This window comes from Paenibacillus sp. 1SOY10, from assembly GCF_056836745.1.
Map to the genome: position 1 here is coordinate 26144 of NZ_JBXENK010000016.1, position 22653 is coordinate 48796.

Annotated in this window: 23 protein-coding genes; 13 read left to right on the plus strand and 10 right to left on the minus strand. The window is 50.0% G+C overall.

Features of this window, described 5'->3' with window-relative positions; all coding sequences use genetic code 11:
* Window positions 1-21: 21 nt before the first annotated feature.
* Entirely contained in the window at window positions 22-1149 is a 1128-nt protein-coding gene (locus AC1VOR_RS22205; protein ID WP_482621110.1) for an outer membrane lipoprotein-sorting protein, read from the minus strand.
* Between the two features lie 237 nt (window positions 1150-1386).
* On the opposite strand from AC1VOR_RS22205, the gene AC1VOR_RS22210 reads away from it, so the two are divergent.
* Genes AC1VOR_RS22210 through AC1VOR_RS22230 form a run of 5 tightly spaced genes read left to right on the plus strand, consistent with a single transcriptional unit; the run spans window position 1387 to window position 4228 of the window.
* The gene (locus AC1VOR_RS22210; protein WP_482621111.1) at window positions 1387-1824 is read left to right on the plus strand and encodes a LytTR family DNA-binding domain-containing protein; all 438 of its coding nucleotides are present in this window, start codon (window positions 1387-1389) and stop codon (window positions 1822-1824) included.
* 12 nt (window positions 1825-1836) lie between these two features.
* On the plus strand, window positions 1837-2271 hold the full coding sequence (locus tag AC1VOR_RS22215) for a DUF3021 family protein (RefSeq protein WP_059051280.1): 435 nt from the start codon (window positions 1837-1839) through the stop codon (window positions 2269-2271).
* Entirely contained in the window at window positions 2268-3194 is a 927-nt protein-coding gene (locus AC1VOR_RS22220; RefSeq protein WP_482621113.1) for an ABC transporter ATP-binding protein, read from the plus strand. Before AC1VOR_RS22215 ends, AC1VOR_RS22220 begins: the two co-directional genes overlap by 4 nt.
* Window positions 3191-4045 (plus strand): ABC transporter permease, encoded by an 855-nt coding sequence (locus AC1VOR_RS22225; protein ID WP_482621115.1) that lies wholly within the window; start codon window positions 3191-3193, stop codon window positions 4043-4045. Before AC1VOR_RS22220 ends, AC1VOR_RS22225 begins: the two co-directional genes overlap by 4 nt.
* A 45-nt stretch (window positions 4046-4090) precedes the next feature.
* Window positions 4091-4228, plus strand: a complete 138-nt coding sequence (locus tag AC1VOR_RS22230; RefSeq protein ID WP_482621117.1) for a hypothetical protein — start codon at window positions 4091-4093, stop codon at window positions 4226-4228.
* Between the two features lie 495 nt (window positions 4229-4723).
* Here the strand turns inward: AC1VOR_RS22230 and AC1VOR_RS22235 are convergent, their stop codons facing one another.
* On the minus strand, window positions 4724-5317 hold the full coding sequence (locus AC1VOR_RS22235) for a TetR/AcrR family transcriptional regulator (protein WP_482621118.1): 594 nt from the start codon (window positions 5315-5317) through the stop codon (window positions 4724-4726).
* Between the two features lie 115 nt (window positions 5318-5432).
* Between AC1VOR_RS22235 and AC1VOR_RS22240 the strand changes: the two genes are divergently transcribed.
* Complete coding sequence (locus tag AC1VOR_RS22240) at window positions 5433-5990, plus strand: hypothetical protein (protein WP_482621120.1); 558 nt, start codon at window positions 5433-5435, stop codon at window positions 5988-5990.
* Between the two features lie 42 nt (window positions 5991-6032).
* Here AC1VOR_RS22240 and AC1VOR_RS22245 read toward each other — a convergent pair whose 3' ends face one another.
* Window positions 6033-7277 carry an MDR family MFS transporter gene (locus AC1VOR_RS22245; RefSeq protein ID WP_482621121.1) on the minus strand — a complete coding sequence of 415 codons (1245 nt, stop codon included), beginning with the start codon at window positions 7275-7277 and terminating at the stop codon, window positions 6033-6035.
* 182 nt (window positions 7278-7459) lie between these two features.
* On the opposite strand from AC1VOR_RS22245, the gene AC1VOR_RS22250 reads away from it, so the two are divergent.
* Entirely contained in the window at window positions 7460-8812 is a 1353-nt protein-coding gene (locus AC1VOR_RS22250; RefSeq protein ID WP_482621123.1) for an amino acid permease, read from the plus strand.
* A gap of 107 nt (window positions 8813-8919) precedes the next feature.
* Complete coding sequence (locus tag AC1VOR_RS22255; protein ID WP_482621125.1) at window positions 8920-11268, plus strand: alpha/beta hydrolase; 2349 nt, start codon at window positions 8920-8922, stop codon at window positions 11266-11268.
* Between the two features lie 83 nt (window positions 11269-11351).
* Here AC1VOR_RS22255 and AC1VOR_RS22260 read toward each other — a convergent pair whose 3' ends face one another.
* A complete protein-coding gene (locus tag AC1VOR_RS22260; protein ID WP_059051264.1) occupies window positions 11352-11906 on the minus strand; it encodes a GbsR/MarR family transcriptional regulator in 555 nt (184 codons plus the stop codon).
* A gap of 366 nt (window positions 11907-12272) precedes the next feature.
* Between AC1VOR_RS22260 and AC1VOR_RS22265 the strand changes: the two genes are divergently transcribed.
* The 4 genes from AC1VOR_RS22265 to AC1VOR_RS22280 all read left to right on the plus strand — a co-directional run bounded on the left by AC1VOR_RS22265 (window position 12273) and on the right by AC1VOR_RS22280 (window position 15619).
* The gene (locus AC1VOR_RS22265; protein WP_482621128.1) at window positions 12273-13514 is read left to right on the plus strand and encodes a quaternary amine ABC transporter ATP-binding protein; all 1242 of its coding nucleotides are present in this window, start codon (window positions 12273-12275) and stop codon (window positions 13512-13514) included.
* Window positions 13492-14325, plus strand: coding sequence for an ABC transporter permease (locus tag AC1VOR_RS22270; protein ID WP_059051818.1), 834 nt, complete (start codon window positions 13492-13494; stop codon window positions 14323-14325). Before AC1VOR_RS22265 ends, AC1VOR_RS22270 begins: the two co-directional genes overlap by 23 nt.
* 1 nt (window position 14326) lies before the next feature.
* Window positions 14327-15247, plus strand: a complete 921-nt coding sequence (locus AC1VOR_RS22275; protein ID WP_482621130.1) for a glycine betaine ABC transporter substrate-binding protein — start codon at window positions 14327-14329, stop codon at window positions 15245-15247.
* A gap of 195 nt (window positions 15248-15442) precedes the next feature.
* A complete protein-coding gene (locus AC1VOR_RS22280) occupies window positions 15443-15619 on the plus strand; it encodes a YjfB family protein (protein ID WP_482621132.1) in 177 nt (58 codons plus the stop codon).
* 308 nt (window positions 15620-15927) lie between these two features.
* On the opposite strand, the gene groL is transcribed toward AC1VOR_RS22280, so the two are convergent.
* The 6 genes from groL to AC1VOR_RS22310 form a co-directional block, all read right to left on the minus strand.
* Window positions 15928-17556 (minus strand): chaperonin GroEL, encoded by a 1629-nt coding sequence (groL, locus tag AC1VOR_RS22285; protein WP_059051259.1) that lies wholly within the window; start codon window positions 17554-17556, stop codon window positions 15928-15930.
* 60 nt (window positions 17557-17616) lie between these two features.
* Entirely contained in the window at window positions 17617-17898 is a 282-nt protein-coding gene (gene groES, locus AC1VOR_RS22290; RefSeq protein ID WP_018750984.1) for a co-chaperone GroES, read from the minus strand.
* Window positions 17899-18059: 161 nt separating this feature from the next.
* Window positions 18060-18812, minus strand: coding sequence for a twin-arginine translocase subunit TatC (tatC, locus tag AC1VOR_RS22295; RefSeq protein ID WP_482621135.1), 753 nt, complete (start codon window positions 18810-18812; stop codon window positions 18060-18062).
* A gap of 94 nt (window positions 18813-18906) precedes the next feature.
* Window positions 18907-19119, minus strand: coding sequence for a twin-arginine translocase TatA/TatE family subunit (locus AC1VOR_RS22300; RefSeq protein ID WP_482621137.1), 213 nt, complete (start codon window positions 19117-19119; stop codon window positions 18907-18909).
* Window positions 19120-19238: 119 nt separating this feature from the next.
* Window positions 19239-19724 (minus strand): MogA/MoaB family molybdenum cofactor biosynthesis protein, encoded by a 486-nt coding sequence (locus AC1VOR_RS22305; protein WP_018750987.1) that lies wholly within the window; start codon window positions 19722-19724, stop codon window positions 19239-19241.
* A gap of 124 nt (window positions 19725-19848) precedes the next feature.
* Window positions 19849-20472, minus strand: coding sequence for a 5-formyltetrahydrofolate cyclo-ligase (locus AC1VOR_RS22310; RefSeq protein ID WP_482621139.1), 624 nt, complete (start codon window positions 20470-20472; stop codon window positions 19849-19851).
* A gap of 192 nt (window positions 20473-20664) precedes the next feature.
* On the opposite strand from AC1VOR_RS22310, the gene AC1VOR_RS22315 reads away from it, so the two are divergent.
* Entirely contained in the window at window positions 20665-22629 is a 1965-nt protein-coding gene (locus tag AC1VOR_RS22315; protein ID WP_482621140.1) for an ABC-F family ATP-binding cassette domain-containing protein, read from the plus strand.
* The last annotated feature ends 24 nt before the right edge of the window (window positions 22630-22653 follow it).

Sequence of the window (22653 nt, forward strand, 5' to 3'; positions counted from 1 at the left end):
CCGCAATCCGCCCATTCTTCATTATTTACCCGTTTGATCCTGCATAGAAGCGGCAATTTTGATCATTTCAGTCACCGGCAAGTCCTCACTGGTGATTCTGAATTCCAGACCATCCACCGTCCAGGTCAAGGTTTGCAAGGCGTCTCCCGTCAGAAGGCCAACCGTGAAGCCCATATCGATAACCTCTCCCGGTACCAATGAGGCGGTGCGGTCCGGCGAATGAGATTCCGTTAAGGTGAACTGGTATGTACCGCCATACCGTAGCAACACCGTGCTACGCTCGTCATTTTCCAGAACGGTATCATCTTCATATAGCACTCCGTCCGGCAGGTAGGTCGGAACTATAACTCCAAACGGCTCCATCGAAGCTGAATCAGCCTTGTCTCCCGGCGTTGTCAGCTCTCCTGTTGTCGGTTCACTTCCGTCACCCTTCGCTGCTGCATCATCTGCCGGAGTTTTTTCCACTAACATGCCGTTCTCGTCTACCTCTAGCAGTGTTCCTTGAGACTGCTCGGCGGCAGCATCCAGGTTGTGCTGCATATCGAAGGACTTCTCATCAAATTTGGCATCAAAGTCAAAGCTGTCGAACTTCACTTCAACAACGACCTTCGCTTCCGCATCTGACACTTGAACCTGCTTCGGCGCATAATTGTCCTTGGCTAACCAGATCTTCTGACGCACTAAGGCATGCGTGTTGTAGTTGGCAGCCACCTCGAAAATGTAGCTCTCCTTGTCGCTCTCAAATTGACGCGAGCTGTCGCTGAGAATGCTGCGAGCCAGCGTTTGGTACAGGTACACCTGACCTTGGTTCTCCGGCCAATCGCTCTGGAAGCGGAAGCTCTTGTTGAGGCTTGGCGTCAGCACATACACACCTTGGTCATTGCGGAGCACGATCTGCGTGATGTCCTTCTGCGCATTGGTCAAGGCAATCCGGTAAAATGAAGGATTCTGATACCATACTTCCACCTTGTACTCCTGAGGCTTGTCACCCGTATAAAGCGTCATCGTACCTGAGCCTTGATAGCTTTCCAACTGGGCAACCGTTTTGTCCAAATCCTTGACAACGCCATTGGCGTCCTTTTTCCCGCATGCAGCCAACACCAGGCTCGTAATTATCACGATGGTCAGCATCCACGTGAAGCGGCGCATGAGATCATCCCCTCTGCAGTTTGATTTCTAAACTGATACATGTCTATGTGGGAACTTGGCCGATTATGCAGACTGGCCCTCCTCAGCACAAGACAAGTTGCAGATGTATTTCACCCCGCCTCAGGTGCAGTTCACCGGGAACGCTATTGCACCTGCAAAAATGCCCATGATATGTTTAACACACCGTCAGGTACAACCTGAAAGTTCCAAACCATCAACACCCGAGGAGTGAATCCTTTGAAGCTGATTATTGATCAATCCCTCGACCACGAGGATATTGAAATCACGATTAAATGCAAGCTGGTCGACGCCGAGTTGGAGAAGCTCATCGCGCAGATCCGCTTGTACGGTTTCTCCATCACAGGTAAAAAGGACGGTGCCACCTATCCGCTGCGCCTGGAGGATATCTACTATTTCGAGTCCATTGACGACAAGAGCTTTGCTTATTGCGAGAAGGATGTCTATGAATGCAGCCTCAAACTCTATGAATTGGAGGAGCAATTTGCCAAAGCTGACTTTGTAAGAATCAGCAAAAGCTGCATTCTTAACATTATGAAGCTATCTAGTGTACGTGCGCTGCTCAACGGGAGGTTTGAAGCCCTGCTACATAATGGGGAGAAGCTGATCATTAACCGGCATTACGTCCAGGATTTCAAGAAAAAATTCGATTTCTAGGAGGCGTGAAGGATGCTTTATATCAAAAAATACCTGACCAGCGATTGCATCTCGTATACCTTCGTGGTGCTTATTTACTCCATTTTGGCTTCCGTTGATATCATGCCCCCCCTCACCACGATCCTGGCATTCCAATTGTTCGCCATGTCGACGGCCGCAACGGTGTTAATGGCGTTCACAGACCAAATCGCCTGGAAGAGCCGCTGGCTCTCCATCGCTGTCGATTTAATCGATGTACTGCTCGGTGTGTTTGTCACGGGGATGCTCATGCAGGTGTTCATTTTGAACCTGTTAAATCTGGCAATTGTGGCCGGAATGTGCATCTTTGTCTATTTCGCCGTATATGGGGTGCTGATGATCAAGGATCAGGTGGATGCAAGCCGTATTAATCAACAGTTGCAATGGCTGCAACAAAATAAAGCCAAGCGGACGGGAGAGAAACGATGAGCAAGATTATAGAAGTAAGTCATTTGAAAAAGTCCTTTGGACCACTTGAAGCGGTGAAGAAAATCGACTTTTACGTGGAGGAAGGTAGTCTGTTTGCCTTTCTTGGACCTAATGGAGCCGGGAAATCAACCACGATTGACATGATATCCACCCAGTTAAAGCCAGATGGAGGCCGAATCATCATCAATGGGTATGAGCTTGGACAAGAGGATGACCGTATCCGCTCATCCATTGGAATCGTCTTTCAGGACAGCCTGCTGGACCCACTGCTAACCGTAGAGGAGAACTTACGGACACGTGGCAGCTTCTATGGCATGTCCCGGGCAGAGCTGGATGCCGCTATCACTTCGGCGTCTGTGACGGCCAATGTCACTGAATTTCTGAAGCGCCCCTACGGCAAGCTGTCAGGGGGGCAACGCCGCCGGGCCGATATCGCTCGCGCATTGATCCATACGCCCAAGATTCTGTTTCTTGATGAGCCGACCACCGGCCTCGATCCCCAGACGCGCAAGTCTGTGTGGGAAATGGTATTAAAGCTTCAACGAGAACAGGGCATGACGGTATTCCTGACCACGCATTATATGGAAGAAGCAGCCCAGGCGGATTATATTACAATCATCGATCATGGGGAGGTTCTGGCCCATGGTACTCCACTTGAGCTGAAGACGCGTTACACCTCGGATGTGTTGAAAATCAAGCCCAAGCAGGATGAACAACTCGTAGCCTTGCTGGAAGATCAAGTGGGTACAGGCGGGTACGAGCGGGATACGGCAGGGATTTACTGTATTCCCCTGGAGAAAACCTTAGATGCTCTGCCCTTGTTGGATTTGTGCCGAAACAATATTGAGAACGTGGAAATCATTAATGGAACGCTGGACGATGTGTTTATCCGGCTGACAGGAACGGAGGTAAGAAACGGATGATTGCTATTGCGCAAAGGAACTTGCGGATTTTCTTCCGCGACCGGGCGGCTGTGTTGTTTTCCTTGCTTGCTGTCTTTATCATTTTGGGGTTGTATGTCATCTTTCTCGCGGACAATATCGTAGCCGGCTTGCCCGAGATCCCGGGGGTGGGCTTTCTGATCAATAGCTGGATACTGGCAGGCATCCTCGCCGTGACCTCGGTAACCTCCACGATGGGAGCCTTCGGTATCATGGTGGAGGATCGATCCAGGAAAATCCTGAAGGATTTCATGACCTCCCCACTTCAAAGGGCGAAGCTGACCGGCGGATACATTCTGAGCGCTTGCTCGGTAGGTATTATTATGAGCATTGTAGCCCTCTTGCTGGGTGAAGGGTATCTCTTGTTATTTGACGGGGAGCTTCTCCCCTGGGCAAGCCTGCTTGAGGTGCTTGGTTTGATCGTCCTGGCTGTCCTGGCCAGCAGCTCAATCGTCTTCTTCATCACGACCTTTATGCGCAGCTCCAATGCCTTTTCCGCCGCCAGTACCGTGATCGGCACATTAATCGGCTTCCTGACCGGCATTTACGTACCGGTGGGCAGCTTGCCCGATGCGGTGCAATGGGTAATCAAGTTATTCCCGATCTCCCATGCCGGTGTGCTAATTCGCAGTGTAATGCTGGAGCGGCCCATGGAAGTATCCTTTGCCGGGGCGCCCGCAGAAGCTCTGGAACAATTTGAGCAGAACATGGGCGTCGTCTACCAATTCGGAGATTACACGGTACAAAGCTGGCTCAGCATTGTCATCCTGATTGGCACCACCCTGCTGTTCTTTGGCTTATCGATACTTAACTTGTCTAGGAAAAGTAAATAAGCATAGCACGCTTGTGTGCTTCAGCCGCGTTCAGGTGGAATCCATGTGTATGGGATACATCACCGGACACGGCTGATTCGTGTTTGGCGAAATACGCTTGTTGGCACAGCGTTAATGAGTATTCTGATAGACATGGGCAATGGCTTTCGGAGATTGATGGATGCTCTTGCAGTTGCGGCTTGATCTAACAGTGGGCAATGGGGAGACTGGCAGATGCCTCTTACCCGAACTGCGCTGCTTGACACTCTGGTCGATAGGGCTAACTTGGTGCTGGGATGGCATAAACGTTTAGTTGAGCGTGGCCGTTCGGCACTCGGTATGGAATGGGCAGCTTATATGAATATAGTAGCAACATACTATTAACGGGATTTTCTCCCGCTAATTCGCCCACTTCTGCTTTCAAACTGAATCTATATGGAAAAACTCCCTCTAATTCGGCCGTTTAGAGCAAAAAGCACAGTTATCCAGTTGATTATATGGAGGAATTCCAGCTAATTGTTTATTTTATAAAAAAATTCATGATTTATATGGAGGTTTTCCAGTTAATCTATCTACTCTACTACTGCAAGGCAAAAGATTTGGGAAGGCAGTCCACACTTTGCTACTTACCATCCCCCTTCTACCTCCTCAATCCCTTCCGAATCTACCATACATATTAATCACCAACAGCAAACACGGCTACTCTGCTGTGTCCAGAATAGAATTCATATGATACATCAGAAGGCGGCTGATTTGCTGTTTGTCCAACCGATCCGGGGCCATTAGCGCGTGCAGAGCGATACCGTCGATCAAAGCGTAGAGCCGCTCGACTTCCATGGCCTGGTCAATTCCTTGCCGGAGCAGCCCGTTCCCCTCCATATAAGCAATCAGCTTACCGACCAGCATATAAATCCCGTCCTGATGGGGATCAAAGTTATCTTGCTTGTGCCGGAAATAAGCCGTAAAGGCCATCCAAACCTCCATCTCTGCCCGGGTCTCCTCGCTAGTGGGTACAATCTCCAGCAGGATGCGCAGCGCCTTGTCCTTCGGCTTCAGGTCTTGGGCGAAGAGGTCCTTAATACGTACCGTCGCCTTCTCCTTAACTAATTCCATCGCATAGCGAAGCAACTCCTCCTGCGATGAGAAGTCATGTCGCAGCGCGCCGGGAGATAGCCCCGCCTCTTTGGCAATATTTCGTACGGTAGCCCCCTCCATACCTTGCTCAAGGATCACCCGCCAGGTTGCTTCCGCAATTCTTTGTTTTCTTAGATTATGATCTACTATTTTTGGCATAGCTCCAGTGTACCAGTCAATTCTGCAGAATTCAATCGTTCTAATACAGTTGTATTATTTAAATCGAGATGCTACAATTACCTTCAACTCTTACAAAAAAAGCTGGAGGTGTTCCATGAATTTTGTCGCCTGGATGATCATTGCTTGTGAAATCGCCTTCTGGGTGGTAATTGCGGCTGGATTAATCGTCCGGTACGTGCTAAAGCTGCCTAAACTTGGACTCTTCCTGTTGGCTTTAACTCCCGTCATCGACTTGCTCTTACTCGTCATTACTGGAGTCGATCTTTATAACGGAGCCGTCGCCACCACGGCCCATGCCCTTGCCGCTGTGTACATCGGCGTGTCCATCGCCTTCGGCAAATCGATGATTGCTTGGGCAGATCGCCGGTTTCGCTACCTGTTGACCAAGCAGGAAGAAGCCAAACCGCAGAAGCGGTATGGTCTGGAGTATGCACGGCATGAACTAAAGGGCTTCCTGCGCCACCTGCTCTCCTTCCTGATTGGAGCCGGGCTGCTCGCTGGAATGGTCTCTTGGATTAGTGATCCGGCAAGAACGGAGGCTCTGGACAGTATTTTACGTTTTTGGTCCGTTGTACTGGTCATTGATTTTGCTATCATGATTTCAGCTTTCCTCTGGCCTAAACAGGATAAAAACAAACCAGGCCGGGAATAATTCCAGGCCTGGTAACGGGTACTGCCTTTCTCTTCTATTTATTCATGAAACTTCTGTCAACGCTTCCTGCGTGCTAACCTTGTGTCTCAACTTCAAATGACGATGGCCCAGCAGCAGGAAGGGCACGCCAAAGGCCGTCGTCAGCGCAATAACCGTGAAGATCAATAAGCCCGACGATACGCCAAGCGCATCCAGAAGAAATCCTCCAAGCAACGGAGCCAACACGTTCCCCAAATTGTTGAAGCCAAACATACCAAAGTAGGTGCCACGCAAGGCCGTTGGCGCAATTCGATCTACCAACACATCCGTCATCGTAAACATCAAGACTTCCCCGACGGTAAATATGACCACGCCGACCAGAAAGGCCCATACAGATTCGGCGATGCCGAACCATAATAAGCTTGCTGCCACGCAGGCATTTCCCACAACCAAAGGCACGATCGGGGAGAAGCGGCTGGCCAGCTTGACTAGTGGGAACTGAACGATCAATACCACAACAGCGTTAAGGGACAGCATATAACCGAACAACTCTGCCCCGTTAACCAGGCTTGGGGTCATTTCCAGATATTGTGCCAGCGTCGAGCTGAAATGTCCGTAGCCCAGTACACAAAAGACCATGCCCACCAGCACGTAGATAAATGTACGGTCACGACCGGTGACTTGCATCGCTCCCTTTAAGGTCAGATGCTCACTCGCACCGGCTTTAACGATGCCAACCTCCTTATGCCCCATGAATTGAAACAGTAGCACAAAGCCATAGATCAGATAGACTCCCCCGGCAAAATAAAAAGCCAAACCGGATTCTGATACCCCCATCTGCAATCCCAGCAAGGGTCCTACTACTACGCCGAGGTTGATAGCCGCATACCGCAGGTTAAATACGAGCATCTTGCTCTCCTGTGGCGTTATATCGGCCAGAAGCGCCCTCGAAGTCGGCTCAAACAAAGCTCGGCATAACCCGTTCAGGGCATTCATCACAAAGAATATCCATATTTGGTTCGCGAGTCCGAAGCCAACGAACACTAGCACCCAGCCGAAAATGGATATGTATAAGACGGTCTTGCGTCCGATCACATCCGAGATATATCCTCCGTAAAAGCTGGCAAATACGCCAATCAACGAGCTAACCGCAACTACAATCCCGGTCTCAGACGGCGAAGCGCCCAGCGATTTAATCAAATAGATGGATAAGAATGGAATGCTCATTGACGAGGCCATCCGGCCAAAAATGGTACCTACGATAATTGTCCATGATAGTGGGTGAATGTTCCTGAGATGCGCGTTCATAGCTTCGCCTTCTTTTCACGAATAATTGCAAACTGTCTTCCTAATCTACCGGACCGAACAGATGTTTGTCAATATCGGAAAAAGTACCCTGCGGATTGATTTCATTTCCCCCGGATGGGAATTGGTGTAATATAGATCAATGTTGCCTAGCATCGATTTTATATTCAGGGGGCTTTATCACAGTGAAATCCAATCCATCTACCTTGCAAAAAAAATTGCTGCCCCGCCATATCAGCTTTATGGCTATGGGTGGCGTCATCGGTACCGGCATCTTTAAGGGGAGCGCCGAGACCGTAGGGCTCGCCGGACCGGGCGTCATCTTCTCCTATGCTTTTGCCGGATTGCTGCTGCTTGTCGTTATGGGCGCCATTGCCGAAATGGCTACCGTGTACCCGGGACGAAATATGAAGGACTTCATTCACGAAGCCTTTGGCGAACGTATCTCCTTTATCCTCGGTTGGCTGTATTGCTTTATGTGGCTGGCTGTTTGCGTGATTGAGGTCATCGCGGCGGGCAGCTTTCTGCAATTTTGGCTGCCGGATGTTCCTCTATGGATACTCAGTCTTGCCAGCGCGGGCTTTATTCTTGCCGTGAACATGATGAGCGTCGCAGGCTACGGTGAGTTTGAGTTCTGGCTCGCCGGCATCAAGATAGCGATGATCGTGGTGTTCATCGGTCTGGGCGCAGCTATGCTATTCGGGCTTATTCCCGGGGCCCAAACACCTTTCCCGCATAACTATATTGATTATGGCGGATTTTTCCCGAACGGCTGGACAGCAATCTTCTCGGCGCTACTGGTCGTCATGTTCTCCTACGGTGGCTCCGAATTGATCGGGCTTACCTTGTCAGAAGCACAGGATGCGGAGAAGGTATTACCGCGAGTGGTCAAGAGCTTTATCTTGCGGGTCGTATTGTTCTACACCCTGCCGATCCTGATCATTTGTGGTCTGGTTCCATGGAACAGCCTGGGTGAAGAGACCAGCCCATTCGTACAAGTATTGACATCGGCCGGATTTCAGGGAGCGGCCCATCTGATGAACTTTATTCTGATTACGGCCGTGCTCTCCGCCGCCAATTCCGGCATTTACGGAGCCACCCGCATGCTGTACTCCATGGCGACCGGAGGAGAGGCGCCCGCTGCACTGGCGAAAATCTCCTCCAAGGGCGTACCCGTTAATAGCTTGAAGCTGAGCGGCACCGTCTTGATCTTGGGTTCTTTGCTCGCTTATCTGAACCAGGCCGGATTATTCAGGTTACTCATGGCTGTGCCAGGCTTTGTTGTGCTGCTCGTCTGGATTACCATCTGCTTGTCCCAACTCAAGCTGCGTAAGAACTACCCTGCCGAGCCCAGCTTCAAGGTATGGGGATATCCTTATATCACCACGATTACAGTATGTGCCTTGTCCGTTATTGCCTTGCTCTTCTTATTCGACACGCAGAACCGAATCAGCATCGGTGTATGCCTGGGCGTTCTGGCCCTGCTGACCGTGTGGTCTATGGTTCGCTTCCGCCCCCGTGAAGGTCACAGAGGTTAAGCCATCGCCTGCTAATTCACCTGTATTCTCCTGTTCTCCCCCTTGCCAGCCCATGTTACAATATGAACAGGAGAGACTATACATTTGGTGAAAACTTGGGGGAAATCATGGAACTTCAGGCAATAACCGAACTACTGCTGAACAAACCTACCTTACGCAATCGGATGACCACACGCATCCGGCAAGCTTACCAATATGATACCGCCTTCTGGCGATCCGCTGTTGCCGGCCCTTGGGGGGCCGGCATGTTCGCGTTTATCCTTCTGGCCTGGGGGATGCCAACCGGATTTGGCACGGCAGCCGACATGCTAATCTTTATGCTCGCGGGAACTCTGGGCATGTTCCTCACCGCTCATTTTGTGGCCCTTCTGCTGGCTCTGATTGGCGTACCCATCCCTCGTTTGTTCACCGGCATGGTTGTCTTTGACGGGCTCATTGTCTTCATTATGTACGAGCACACTGGCTTGTCTTGGATAGCCGCAGCGGTCATCGCCGCCATCGTTGCCGGCGCGGGACTTGTGGCCGGTGTGGCAGCAGGAACACTGACTAGCGGACGAATTCGCCTGCGCTATAAGGCGGTGCTTGTGGTGCTCATCGTCATTCTCACCCTTACAACCGCCGCACGGCCCGGAGATTTAACCACGCCGATGGAACAAGCCGATTCTCCAGAGAATAAGGTTAACGATTTGGAGCACAAGGATATGTATATTCCCGACCTGAGCAGCCTGACCTTAGACCCTTCAGATCCCGGAGTCTATGAAGTAGCTGCCTTCACTTACGGCAGTGGCGAAGATTTGCGCCGCCCCGAGTTTGGCACGGAGGCAACCCTTCTCTCTTCCACGGTGGATGCTTCTTCCCTCATTCAGAAATGGCCCAAACTGCGTAGTACCTATTGGGGTTTTGATCAACACAGCTTGCCACTGAACGGAAGAGTATGGATGCCCAAGCCTACCGGGGAGGATACAGCTTCAAGCCCAGACGCCTATCCTTTGGTACTCATCGTGCATGGCAATCATCTTATGGAGGACTATTCCGACGACGGTTACGCTTATTTGGGAGAACTACTGGCGAGTCGGGGATTTGTAGCTGTGTCTGTGGATGAGAACTTCTTGAATTATTCCGTATGGACGGGAATTCCAGACAACGATATGAAAGCTCGGGCTTGGCTGCTGCTGAAGCATTTACACCAAATCGGGCAGTTTGCCGAAGAATCTGGCACTCCGTTCTACCAAGCCATTGATTTTTCTCGCATCGGTCTGGTGGGACATTCGCGGGGCGGGCAGGCTATAGCCATGGCTGCGGATTATCATAACTGGTTCGCCAGTGACAACGAGCTAGTCTCCGATCTGGCCTCATACGATATTGTATCGCTGGCGGCTATTGCCCCAACCGATAAGAAGGTAGATGACAAATATACGAAGCTGCGGGATATCAATTACTTGACCCTGCAAGGGGCTAGTGACGGGGATGTTACTGATTTTGACGGGGACCGGCAGTACATGCGGACCAGCTATTCTACCGGAGCTAAGCAGTTCAAAGCCTCCCTGTATGTTGCGGATGCCAATCACAGCCAGTTCAACACCAGTTGGGGCAGCCGGGACGTCAGCTATCCCAAGGGAATCCTGCTCCGCAAGGACGGTCTGCTCTCTCCCGCAGAGCAGCGGCGCATAGCCGAAGTCTACATTACTGCCTTTATGGAGGAAACACTTGTCTCGCCAAGCCGTTTATCCGGTGCAGCTTCCAGTTCTTCGTATCTGCCCTTGTTTGAAGATTATCGCTCAGGAAGTTCCTGGCTGCCGGATACGGAATACTATAGTCGGTTTGAAAGTGGGAATTTTACCGCCTGGGCTCGCTATGAAGAGGACCGGGAACGAACAACACTCCCTGGTGGCGGTAAAGCTGAAGCCAGCGGCTTGAACTGGAGAGAAGAGGATGCCAAGAACCGGAAGAAGAACAGCAAGCCGAGTCGTGGAGTTGTGCTGGAGCGTCAGGCAAGCACAGGCACATCATCATCGGCTTACACGCTGAGTTGGCCACAAAGTGCTCCGACCACCAAGCTGCCACAATGGCTTGCCTTCTCGCTAACTGATCGCAGCTTTGAACTGGAGACGAAGAATCCCCCTCCAGATGCAGCTCTTGCATCCGGCTCACTTAAGCTCGACGTCGAATTAGTGGACGGCAACGGGACTGCTGCCCGCCTGCCGTTAAGCACCTTCAAGGATAGCTTGCCGTTACCAGTCACCCAATTTACGGTTCACTCCTGGCTGGAGCAGCATCTCTCCTCAGGCAAATACAAGCATCCGACGGAAGCGGTGTTCCAGACCTACCGCTTGTCATTCAAGGCTTTTGCCTCCGTCGTGCCAAAATTCGATGTCTCCAGCGGTATCCGCAAGCTAACTTTCCACCTTAACGGAAGTAGCGGTAAAATTATGCTGGACGATATCGGTGTATACTAATGAACGACAACAAACAAAACGCTTGCTCCTGGACGCGCCAATGGCACAGCCGGAACAAGCGTTTTATTTTGCACAATTCAGTATTAATCCGTTTCCTTAGGCACAAGCTTGTAGATTTCTCCACTTTCCATGGCATCAATCAGCCGGTCCATCCACTCGTAATATCTTACAGCTTCCTTCATCTTCGCAATATCTTCTTCCATCACGTGACGAAGTGGGCCTTCCGGCTCGTCCGCCAGCGCTTTCTTCATTTCCTCCGCCGAACGTCGAAGAATCAGAATATTACTCTCCACCGCTTTTCTCCATTTAATCGCGAAGTAATCAGTAAAGGTCTGATACCAGTCGTATTCGACTTCATATAAGTCCTTGCGGGAGCCCTTCTCCCACACTTTGTTTACCATTTTAAGATCCAACAGGGTACGTACGCCCGTACTCATACTGGTTTTGCTCATTTTCATTTCCATGCCCATCTCATCAAGCGTCATGGGCTTGTCGGCAAAGAAGAGCAACCCATACAAATGCCCGGTTGATAAAGCTACGCCGTATAAGTCCATATTCTTGCCAATGGTTTCAATCACTCGTTTACGTACCTTCATTAATAATGCCTGCTGCTCTGATGTAAGCTGGTCCAAGCTCATGCTTGCAACCTCCTATCGTTTTGCAAACCATCTCTGGCTGTAACGCTAAGAACCGCCCTGTATGCCAGGCATACATTTTATAGGCAGTCCAATGCTTATTATATATTAAGAAATGCAATCCTAAAAGTAAAGAAGTAGCTTAGGTAGCATTTTGGAGCAATCGGGAGTTATCGGTTAATTCTTTGCGTTCTGTTTTTTCTGTACGTTCCTTACGTACGGATTTGACCATTGATTAAAAAATGCTTGCTCTGTTAAGCTTATTGCATGGGTTAAATGCGATATTGATTTGCTGTGCTCTTTTTCAGGCACCAGCGACAGGTATCGAAGGGGATTCGTTAAAATCGCCAAAGTTTAAGGAGTGAATCGATGAAGAAGGAAATATTAAGTGTTCGTGAAGTCAGCAAGTTGTTTGGCCCTCACGCCGAGCAAGGCATTACTTTATTGAAGCAAGGCTATACCAAGGAACGGCTGCTTAAGGAAAAAGGGATTACCGTTGGCGTCGGCCAAGTCAGCCTGGATATCCGAGAAGGCGAAATCTTCGTGATTATGGGCCTGTCCGGTAGCGGCAAATCCACGCTTGTCCGAATGCTAAATCGCTTGATTGAGCCGACTTCCGGTGAAATCTTGCTGCATGGCCAAGACCTGCGGAAGATGAACAAAGCGAGCTTGCGGCAAATCCGCCGTAAATCTATTAGTATGGTATTCCAGAAATTCGCCCTATTTCCTCACCGTACCGTACTGCAAAATGTTGAATACGGACTGGAAATCCAGAAGGTAGAGAGAAAAGAGCGTCAGGAGAAGGCCATGCGTTCGCTGGAGCTTGTTGGCTTGAAGGGCTGGGAGCAACAGCTTCCCGGTCAACTCAGCGGTGGTATGCAGCAGCGTGTGGGCTTGGCGAGAGCTCTTGCCAATGACCCCGAAATTCTCCTGATGGATGAGGCCTTCAGTGCGCTCGATCCGCTGATTCGGCGCGATATGCAGGATGAATTGCTGGCACTTCAAGAGAAAATGCAGAAGACCATTGTCTTTATTACCCATGACCTTGACGAGGCTTTGCGGATTGGCGACCGGATTGCTTTAATGAAAGACGGAGCCCTCGTACAAATTGGTACGCCGGAAGAAATGCTCATGAACCCGGCCAACCGTTATGTTGAACGGTTCATTGAGGACGTGGATCTGTCCAAAGTTCTTACTGCCGCCCGGGTAATGCTTCGACCAGAGACGGTCACACTCGATCGGGGTCCCCGTGTCGCGTTGGAATTGATGCGTGAACGAGGCGTCTCCAATCTGTTTGTTATCGATCGCGTCAAGCGGCTGCTTGGTGTCATCACCGCAGAAGATGCTTCCATGGCGGCCAAGACAGGCGCTGGCCTGAATGATATTTTGATTCAGGATGGACCACGGGTATCTCCGGACACGGTACTTAGTGACCTGTTCGAGGTGACCAGCTCTTCCAAGGTCCCCCTTGCCGTAGTGGACGAAGAGGAACGTTTGCTTGGCGTCATCGTGCGTGGTGCGGTATTGGGCGCACTTGCCGGAGAAGCCTCATCCCATGAACCCAAGGAGGTGACTACTGGTGAGATCAATACCGAAACTGCCGATCGCTGATTGGGTCGAATCGCTCGTAGATGGAATGGAAAAGTACCTGGGTGGATTTTTTGACGGATTGGCTGATGGCATTGAAGCGATTGTTCATTTCTTCTCCAGTGCCTTTCTGCTGCCGCACCCCCTGCTATTTATCGCCATTCTGGCGGTTATCGCTTATTTACTGGGCAAGTGGCAGCTTACGCTGTTTACGGTGATTGGATTCCTGCTGATTGATAACCTGGGTTACTGGCAGGAAACGATGAATACGCTGGGACTGGTCATCACCTCAGGGCTGATTTCCATCCTACTGGGGATTCCCATCGGAATTTGGAGCGCCTACAGCAAGCTCACCCATCGTATTGTCTCGCCACTCTTGGACTTTATGCAGACGATGCCGGCGTTCGTATATCTATTACCCGCAGTCACCTTCTTTAGCCTTGGCGTCGTACCGGGTGTCATTGCTTCAGTCATCTTTGCCATCCCGCCAACGATCCGCTTGACCTATCTCGGAATCAAGCAAGTATCCGGTGAATTGACGGAAGCAGCTAATGCCTTCGGCTCTACAGCCTGGCAGAAGTTGTTCAAGGTAGAATTGCCGCTCGCAATGCCGACCCTGATGGCCGGGGTCAACCAGACGATTATGCTGTCCTTGTCCATGGTGGTCATCGCTTCGATGATCGGTGCTCAGGGCATTGGGGCTACCGTCTACCGCTCCGTGACCCAGTTAAAGATCGGTCAAGGCTTCGAGGCCGGATTGGCCGTCGTCGTGCTGGCGATTGTGCTGGACCGCTTCACCCAAAACTTATTTAAATCCAAACAAAGGGGAGATTAAGATGAAGAAAATGAGGAAACTAATGGTACTGGCAGGCTTGGCAGGTGTTCTGGCCTTATCCGCTTGCGGACAAGCGAGCAACAGCGGAAACACCTCTTCCGGAGGTACTGGAAATGAAACAGAAGCTAGTGCCGTAGGCAAGCAAGTGAACTATGAAATCATCGGCATCGACCCCGGAGCAGGGATTATGAAGGCTACCAGCCAAGCAATTGATACTTATGGGCTGGAAGACTGGACGCTGATTGAAGGCTCTGGTGCAGCCATGACAGCCATGCTGGATAAAGCCATTAAAGCAGAAAAGCCTATCATCATTACAGGCTGGACGCCGCACTGGATGTTCGCTAAATATGATTTGAAATATCTGGAGGACCCACAAAAAGTGTTTGGCGAAGCAGAGGAAATCCGTACGCTGGCGCGTCTGGGGCTTAAGGAAGATCATCCGACAGCCTATGAGTTCCTTGACCGCTTCGAATGGACCTCTGACGAGATGGGCGCGATCATGACTGCTATCCAAGAAGGTCAGGACCCGGCTGAAGCAGCCAAAGCCTGGGCTGATGAGCATAGTGATCGTGTAGATACTTGGACTGAAGGCCTGTCCGCTGTGAGCGGCGACAAGCTCAAGCTGAGCTATGTAGCCTGGGATTCAGAGATTGCCAGTACACATCTTCTCGAATATGTGCTGGAGAGCAAGCTGGGGTATGATGTGGAATCGCTGCAGGTAGAGGCTGGCCCGATGTGGACCGGTGTTGCCAGCGGAGACGTTGATGCGATTGCAGCAGCTTGGTTGCCACTGACTCATGCCGATTATTGGGATAAATACAGTGAGCAAGTTGAAGATCTTGGCCCTAACATGACCGGTGTAAAAACGGGCTTAGTCGTTCCCGCATACATGGACATTAACTCCATCGAAAATCTGAAATAATAATCATACGCATAAGAGAAGAAGCCGCCCCTGCTCGGGCGGCTTCTTCATATCTATAAATTAAGAAGAGGGAGTATCTAAAGAATAGCACCTCTTCCTTAAAGAAACCTTACGCCAACCTGAAAATCAGATTAAATCAAAACTCATTTATCAAATAGTAAGGATATACCGATACAACGGGTAGGAGGTGAGATCATGGATATAGCTGCAGCATCAACCGCCATGAGCCAGGGTGCTTTAGCCCAGGCCGTTAGCATTCGTGTAATGAATATGGCCAAGAATCAAGCCGAATTGCAAGGTCAAAATCTCATGAGGCTCATGGAACAAAGCGTAAACCCGAATCTGGGCAAGAATCTGGATATAAGTATCTAGTTGTTATTGATATGAGGGTAAGATTATCTGAGTAAACGAAAATAACCCGCCCAGGTTAGCGCCACGGGAACGGGTTATTTTCAGCTTGTTCTGGGGGTTTCCCACCCAAGTGTTGTACAGGGAGTTGGTGGCGACCAGCTCCTTTTTCTATTGTTATCATAGCATAATAATCCAATACACGTAAGACACTTTGTAAGACTGCTGGTTTGTGCAATGCAAGAAACGTGATTTTATCGTGATTCTATGAGGAAAGGCTCCCTCCCGGGAGCCTTTCATTATGCGGTATTACAGGGCTTTGAACCCCTTAATTACATCATGCCGCCCATTCCACCCATGCCGCCCATATCAGGAGCTGCTGGCTTTTCTGGTTCTGGCTTGTCGGCTACGACAGCTTCCGTGGTCAGGAACAAGCCTGCTACGGATGCCGCATATTGCAGTGCGGAACGAGTTACTTTCGCAGGGTCAACGATACCTGCTTCAATCATATCAACCCATTCGCCAGTTGCTGCGTTGTAACCAATACCAACTTTTTCTTTCTTCAGGCGGTCCACGATAACGGAACCTTCTTCGCCTGCGTTAGCTGCAATCGTACGAACTGGTTCTTCCAAGGCACGAAGCACAATGTTAACGCCTGTCTTCTCGTCGCCAGTCGCTTCAACAGCAGCTACAGCGCCGTATACGTTCACCAGGGCTACGCCACCACCGGATACGATACCTTCTTCAACAGCGGCACGTGTTGCGTTCAGAGCATCTTCAATACGCAGTTTGCGTTCTTTCAGCTCAGTTTCAGTCGCTGCGCCAACCTTGATGACAGCTACGCCACCAGCAAGTTTAGCAAGACGCTCTTGCAGTTTTTCTTTATCGAACTCGGAAGTTGTTTCTTCCAGTTGTGTACGAATTTGGCTTACGCGAGCATTGATATCGCCTTTGTCGCCACTGCCGTCTACAATTGTAGTGTTCTCTTTGGTTACGATGACTTGGCGAGCATTACCCAGTTGTTCAACGGAAGTGCTCTTCAGGTCAAGACCAAGCTTCTCTGTAATCACTTGACCACCAGTCAAGGCTGCGATATCTTGCAGCATAGCTTCGCGACGATCACCAAAGCCTGGAGCCTTCACAGCTACGGCGTTGAATGTACCACGCAGTTTGTTCACGATCAGCATGGCTTGAGCTTCACCTTCGATGTCCTCAGCGATGATCAGAAGCGGTCTGGATTGTTGAACGATCTTCTCCAGCAATGGCAAGATTTCTTGCGTGCTGCTGATCTTCTTGTCAGTGATCAGGATATATGGATTTTCAAGTACAGCTTCCATTTTATCTGTGTCAGTAATCATGTAAGGGGAGATATAACCGCGGTCAAATTGCATCCCTTCCACAACTTCCAATTCAGTTGCGAACCCACGGGATTCTTCAACCGTGATAACGCCGTCCTTGCCCACTTTCTCCATAGCTTCAGCGATCAATTCGCCTACTTCTTCGTCAGCAGCGGAGATCGCAGCTACTTGAGCAATAGATTGCTGACCTTCAATCGTTTTGGAGATGTTCTTCAGTTCAACTACAGCCGCGCGAACCGCCTTGTCGATCCCTTTACGCAAACCGATTGGACTAGCACCTGCAGTTACGTTCTTAAGTCCTTCGCGAATCAACGCTTGAGCCAGAACAGTTGCCGTTGTTGTACCATCACCAGCTACATCGTTAGTCTTGGTAGCAACTTCCTTAACGAGTTGGGCACCCATGTTCTCGAAGGCATTCTCCAACTCGATTTCTTTAGCGATGGTAACACCGTCATTCGTGATGAGCGGGCTTCCGTATTTCTTCTCAAGCACAACGTTGCGGCCTTTAGGACCGAGCGTTACTTTTACTGCATTAGCCAAAGCGTCAACCCCGCGAAGCATTGCTTGACGCGCATCTTCACTGAAACGAATCTCTTTTGCCATTGTTCAATTACCTCCCATAAATTAGGTTCATCATTAAGTATTTTTTCGGCTGCCCTGATCTTAGCCGACGATAGCGTGGATGTCGCTTTCTTTCATAATCAAATATTCTGTGCCTTCGTATTTCACTTCAGTACCGGCATATTTAGAGAACAGCACGCGGTCGCCTTCTTTCACTTCAAGCGGAACACGAACTCCGTCTTTTAAAGCTCCGCTGCCTACAGCGATAACTTTACCTTCCTGCGGCTTTTCCTTAGCCGTATCCGGAAGTACGATTCCAAATGCCGTCGTTTCCTCTTGTTCGATCGGTTGTACCAAGACGCGTTCACCTAATGGTTTGATCATGAAAAAAACAGCCTCCTTTAAATATGTTGTGTTATAGGAAATATGTTGTTATGCGTTAGCACTCGATCTCATCAAGTGCTAACAACCACTTTTATATTACTCAACTTGCGGTTAGATTTCAAGTTCCTTCGTACATTTTTTTTTGCTGGCCTGACAGCCCCCTATTCCTCCGCCCTTTGCGCATCCGCAGCTTGCTGTTTGGCATACACCCGCCGCGATAATAACACGCTGAGCTCATAGAGAAGAATTAGCGGGATCAGCACCAGAAAGGCCGAGAACAAATCCGCAGGCGTAATCATAACCGAAATAATAACCAGGACAAAATAAGCGACACGGCGCATCTTGCGCAGCCGAAGTGGTGTCAGAATACGCAGTTGGGTCAGGAACAGAATAACGAGAGGCAACTCGAACAGCACGGAAATCGGCAAGACGATATTGGACAAGAACTTGAAATAGTCCGCCATCCCGTAGGTTTCGACCAGTCCCAATTCCTTATTAAGTGAGCCCGTAAACGTCATCGCTAACGGAAAGACCACAAAATAGCCAAAGGCTAGTCCTGCCACGAAACATATGAACACGAACGGAATGTATTTCACCGTCGCTTTGCGCTCCTGCGGCTTGAGCCCCGGGCTGACGAATGCCCAGATCTGGTGCAGCGTAACCGGCAAGGTCACTCCCACAGCCACCAGCATGGCAATCTTCATATAGACGCTAACGCCATCCCAAAATGAAAAGGCATTCAAATTTATCGTTACACCGGAAATCATATTCTTGGTTAAATAGTGATAGATCGGATCGACGACAAAAAATGCACATACCAGCACCGTAAGGAATACAGCACACACCAGCACCAGCCTGCGACGCAACTCCGACAAATGGCCTACCAGGTTTTCCGTCTCTCTTTTCCCGGTCATGCTTGGGTCCCCTCTTCCCTTGGAATGTACACACCTAAACAAAATCCCTCCATCTGGAAGGGATTCATATCTGGCATATTAAATATCCACCACACTACTCTGGCAGACGTTCCTCAGTCTTTGGGCTCTCCGATCGAGGCACCACGGTTGTCGGCTTTGCCTCCGGTTCATCCTCAATGATATCCCGAGTCGCTTCCTTGAACTCGCGGAAGGTCCGGCCTACAGCTCGCCCAAGTTCCGGCAGCTTATTAGGGCCAAACAATAACAACGCTGCGATAACGATAAGCAAAAATCCGCCTGCACCCATGGTTTATTCCCCTTTCGTTATGCTTGTATTTCTATGGGCGATTCCATTTTCATTTCTATCATCGCCCACATCATACCATAACAAATGTCACAGTTACAGAATAAAACCAAATTGTTCAATCACAAACGGAATTGTCCGGTTACCATCAGTAGCGCTTCCGGAAGTTGCCCCATGATCGCAGCCAAATTCTCGTGCACACCCTTAGGTGTTCCTGGCAAATTGACGATCAGCGTACGCCCGCGTATACCTACAATTCCACGGAACAGCATGGCTGCCGGATTCTTCTGCATGGCACTGTAGCGCATCGCTTCCGCCATTCCCGGTACCTCACGCTCAATTACCCGGCGGGTGGCCTCCGGCGTAACATCTCGAATCGCCAGTTCTGTCCCCCCGGTGGTTAGCACCAAATCCGCATGGAAATAATCCGTCATTTCAATTAGTGCGGCAATAATCTCATCAGGCTCGTCAGGAACAATGCGATATTCCACAATCTCCCCGCCCAACTCTTCCTCGACCAGCTCGCGAATTACCTGGGCACTTGTATCCTCGCGTTCTCCCCTGGCCCCTTTATCGCTAGCTGTCAGGATTGCTGTTTTCCAAACCATGAAGTCACCCTCCTCATCCAATTAGGAACTCCAATTGCAGTCAAACGGTAATACCAGGATGTTACTGGCCTAACTTAAAAACCTAAGTCATCTATGTAACAAATAATGGCTCACGCCGTAAATCTCAGTTCATATATATAGGGCCATCAGGCGCAAATAACACTGCCAGCCTGAAATCATGCGCCTCCATAGGAATCTCCTCCGGTATAATCAAATCCTTGAGCGCCAGAGCAGCCAAAATAACATGCGTGTTCCCCTCGTGCCCGGACATCATCCGATCAATGAGACGATCGTAATACCCTGCACCGAATCCAATGCGTCCCCCGTTCAGATCAAAGGCAAGACCAGGAATAATCATGACATCGATCTCGTTGTAACGAGATTCCGGCCAAATGACTGTATGCTCTGCAGGCTCCATAATTCCCCACGGTCCGGGAACAAGATCTGCCACTCCGGACAGCTCATGCAATGAAAGGCTGCGCTCCGCACCGATCTTGGGCACAAGCACCTGATCTCCCCGGCTCAAACAACTCTCAATCAGCGGTCTTGTATGGGGCTCGTCCCCAAATGAGACATAGCAGCTTACCTTCAGAGATCCGCCGCGACGCTGTCGTAATGGCTCCAGCAACGCCTGCTCAGCATGATGGGCAGCCTCGGCCGACTGCTCTCTTCGGACATCATCAGGAATCTGGGCGCGAAGCTTCAGCATCCGCTGACGCAGCTCTTTTTTGGCATCGGCAAGTTCCATCCGTCTTCTATCCCTTCCATCCTTCTGTATCCGGCTGATCTTCTCCTAGTGTATCATTGTTATGTAAAAATGAAAACTAACATGATTGCTTTGCAAAGCGCTGTCAATCAAGGAATGCACGGTGCATTTCACGTTCGTTTCATGTACACTGAATACAAATACTGCAAATTATTTTGGAGGATCGAATCCGTTATGTTGCTTCAAGCTTCGAATATTACCAAATTATATGGCATCACCCCTGTGCTACAGGGGATTGATATGCAAGTGCTGGAGCGGGACCGCATCGGATTAGTCGGCGTAAATGGCGCGGGCAAATCTACTTTTCTGCAAATTCTGGCGGGAGAGATTTCATATGATAGCGGGCAGATTTTCAAATCAAAGGAAACGACCATTGGATATCTCGCACAAAATAGTGGCCTGCAATCGGATCGCACCATCTGGGAGGAAATGCTTCATGTATTTGCTCCGCTGATCGAGACTGAACGCGAACTGCGCCGAATGGAGGAACAGATCGCTGACCCGGTACTGGCTCAGGACGAGAAAGCCCATCAGGATCTCCTTGATCGCTATGCCATGAAATCCGACTGGTTCAAGGATCATGGTGGCTATGAGGTTGAGACCCGCATCCGAATGGTGCTACATGGTATGGGATTTGGCGAGTTCCCGCCTGACACCATTGTATCTACTCTAAGTGGTGGCCAAAAAACCCGGCTGGCTCTGGCCCGGATTTTGCTACAAGCTCCCGATTTGCTCATGCTCGATGAACCAACGAACCATTTGGACATCGAAACTTTGACCTGGCTAGAGGATTATTTACGTAATTATTCCGGCGCACTTCTGGTCGTATCCCATGACCGTTATTTTCTCGACCGTCTCGTGACGGCTATCGTGGAGATTGAACGGCATCAGTCCCGTCGTTATACTGGCAACTACAGCCGCTTCGTGGATCTCAAAGCAGCAGAATACGAAAGTCAGATGAAGCAATTCGAAAAGCAACAGGATGAAATTGCCCGAATGGAAGCTTTTATTCAGAAAAATATCGTACGGGCCTCAACAACGAAACGTGCGCAAAGCCGCCGCAAAGCTCTGGAGAAAATGGATGTCATGGACCGTCCTGCTGGCGATCTGAAACGCGCCAACTTCACCTTTGAAGCCGAAGTAATGAGTGGCAAGGAAGTCTTACAGGTAAGCGAGCTTGCCTACAGCTTCACCGACAAACCAAATCCTTTGTTCCAGAACGTTGGCTTCGAGCTCCGGCGTGGCGAGACTGTAGCCTTGATCGGTCCTAACGGGATTGGCAAATCAACGTTGCTTAAGATGCTGACCGGCGACTTGCAGCCAACCCGTGGAACCATCCATTGGGGTGCCAAAGTAAAGATCGGCTATTATGATCAGGAGCAAACTCATCTGAATCTGGCCAACACGGTATTGGAGGAGGTATGGGGTGCATTTCCTCACATGGAAGAAGCGAGAATTCGCAGCGTTCTGGGCAATTTCCTCTTTAGCGGAGACGACGTTCTGAAGAAGGTAACCGCCTTAAGTGGTGGGGAGAAAGCCCGTGTCGCTCTGGCTAAGCTCATGCTCCAAAAAGCCAATGTCCTGATTCTTGACGAGCCGACCAACCATTTGGATCTGTTCAGCAAGGAAATGCTGGAATCCGCCTTGATGGAATACGATGGAACACTGCTGTTCATTTCCCATGACCGTTATTTCCTGAATAAGATGTCGGAACGAATTGTGGAGTTGCATCCTGACGGTGCAGAACATTTCCTGGGTAATTATGACGATTATTTAGCGAAAAAGCAGGAGCTTGCCGAATTAGCTGCCGAACAGGCGGCGATGAAGTCAGCCGGAGGAGCGAGCCGAGCAAGCCATGCCGAGTCCACTGCTACCACTAATGATAAGACGGGAGCCGCCTCCTATGAAGCCGACAAGCAAGCCAAGCGTGAGGAGCGGAACCGACAACGCCGTTTGGAGCAACTGGAGACCTTGATTGCCGAACTGGAGGATACCATTACAGCCTTGGAGCATGAACTGACGCTGCCAGAGGTATATCAGGATTATGCGGCCATACAAGAGCGCCAAACCGTCATTGATCGCCATAAGACAGAATTGTCGGCAGCTTATGAAGAATGGGAAACGCTCGCCGAAAGATAAATATTCACAAAATATATTTTTTAC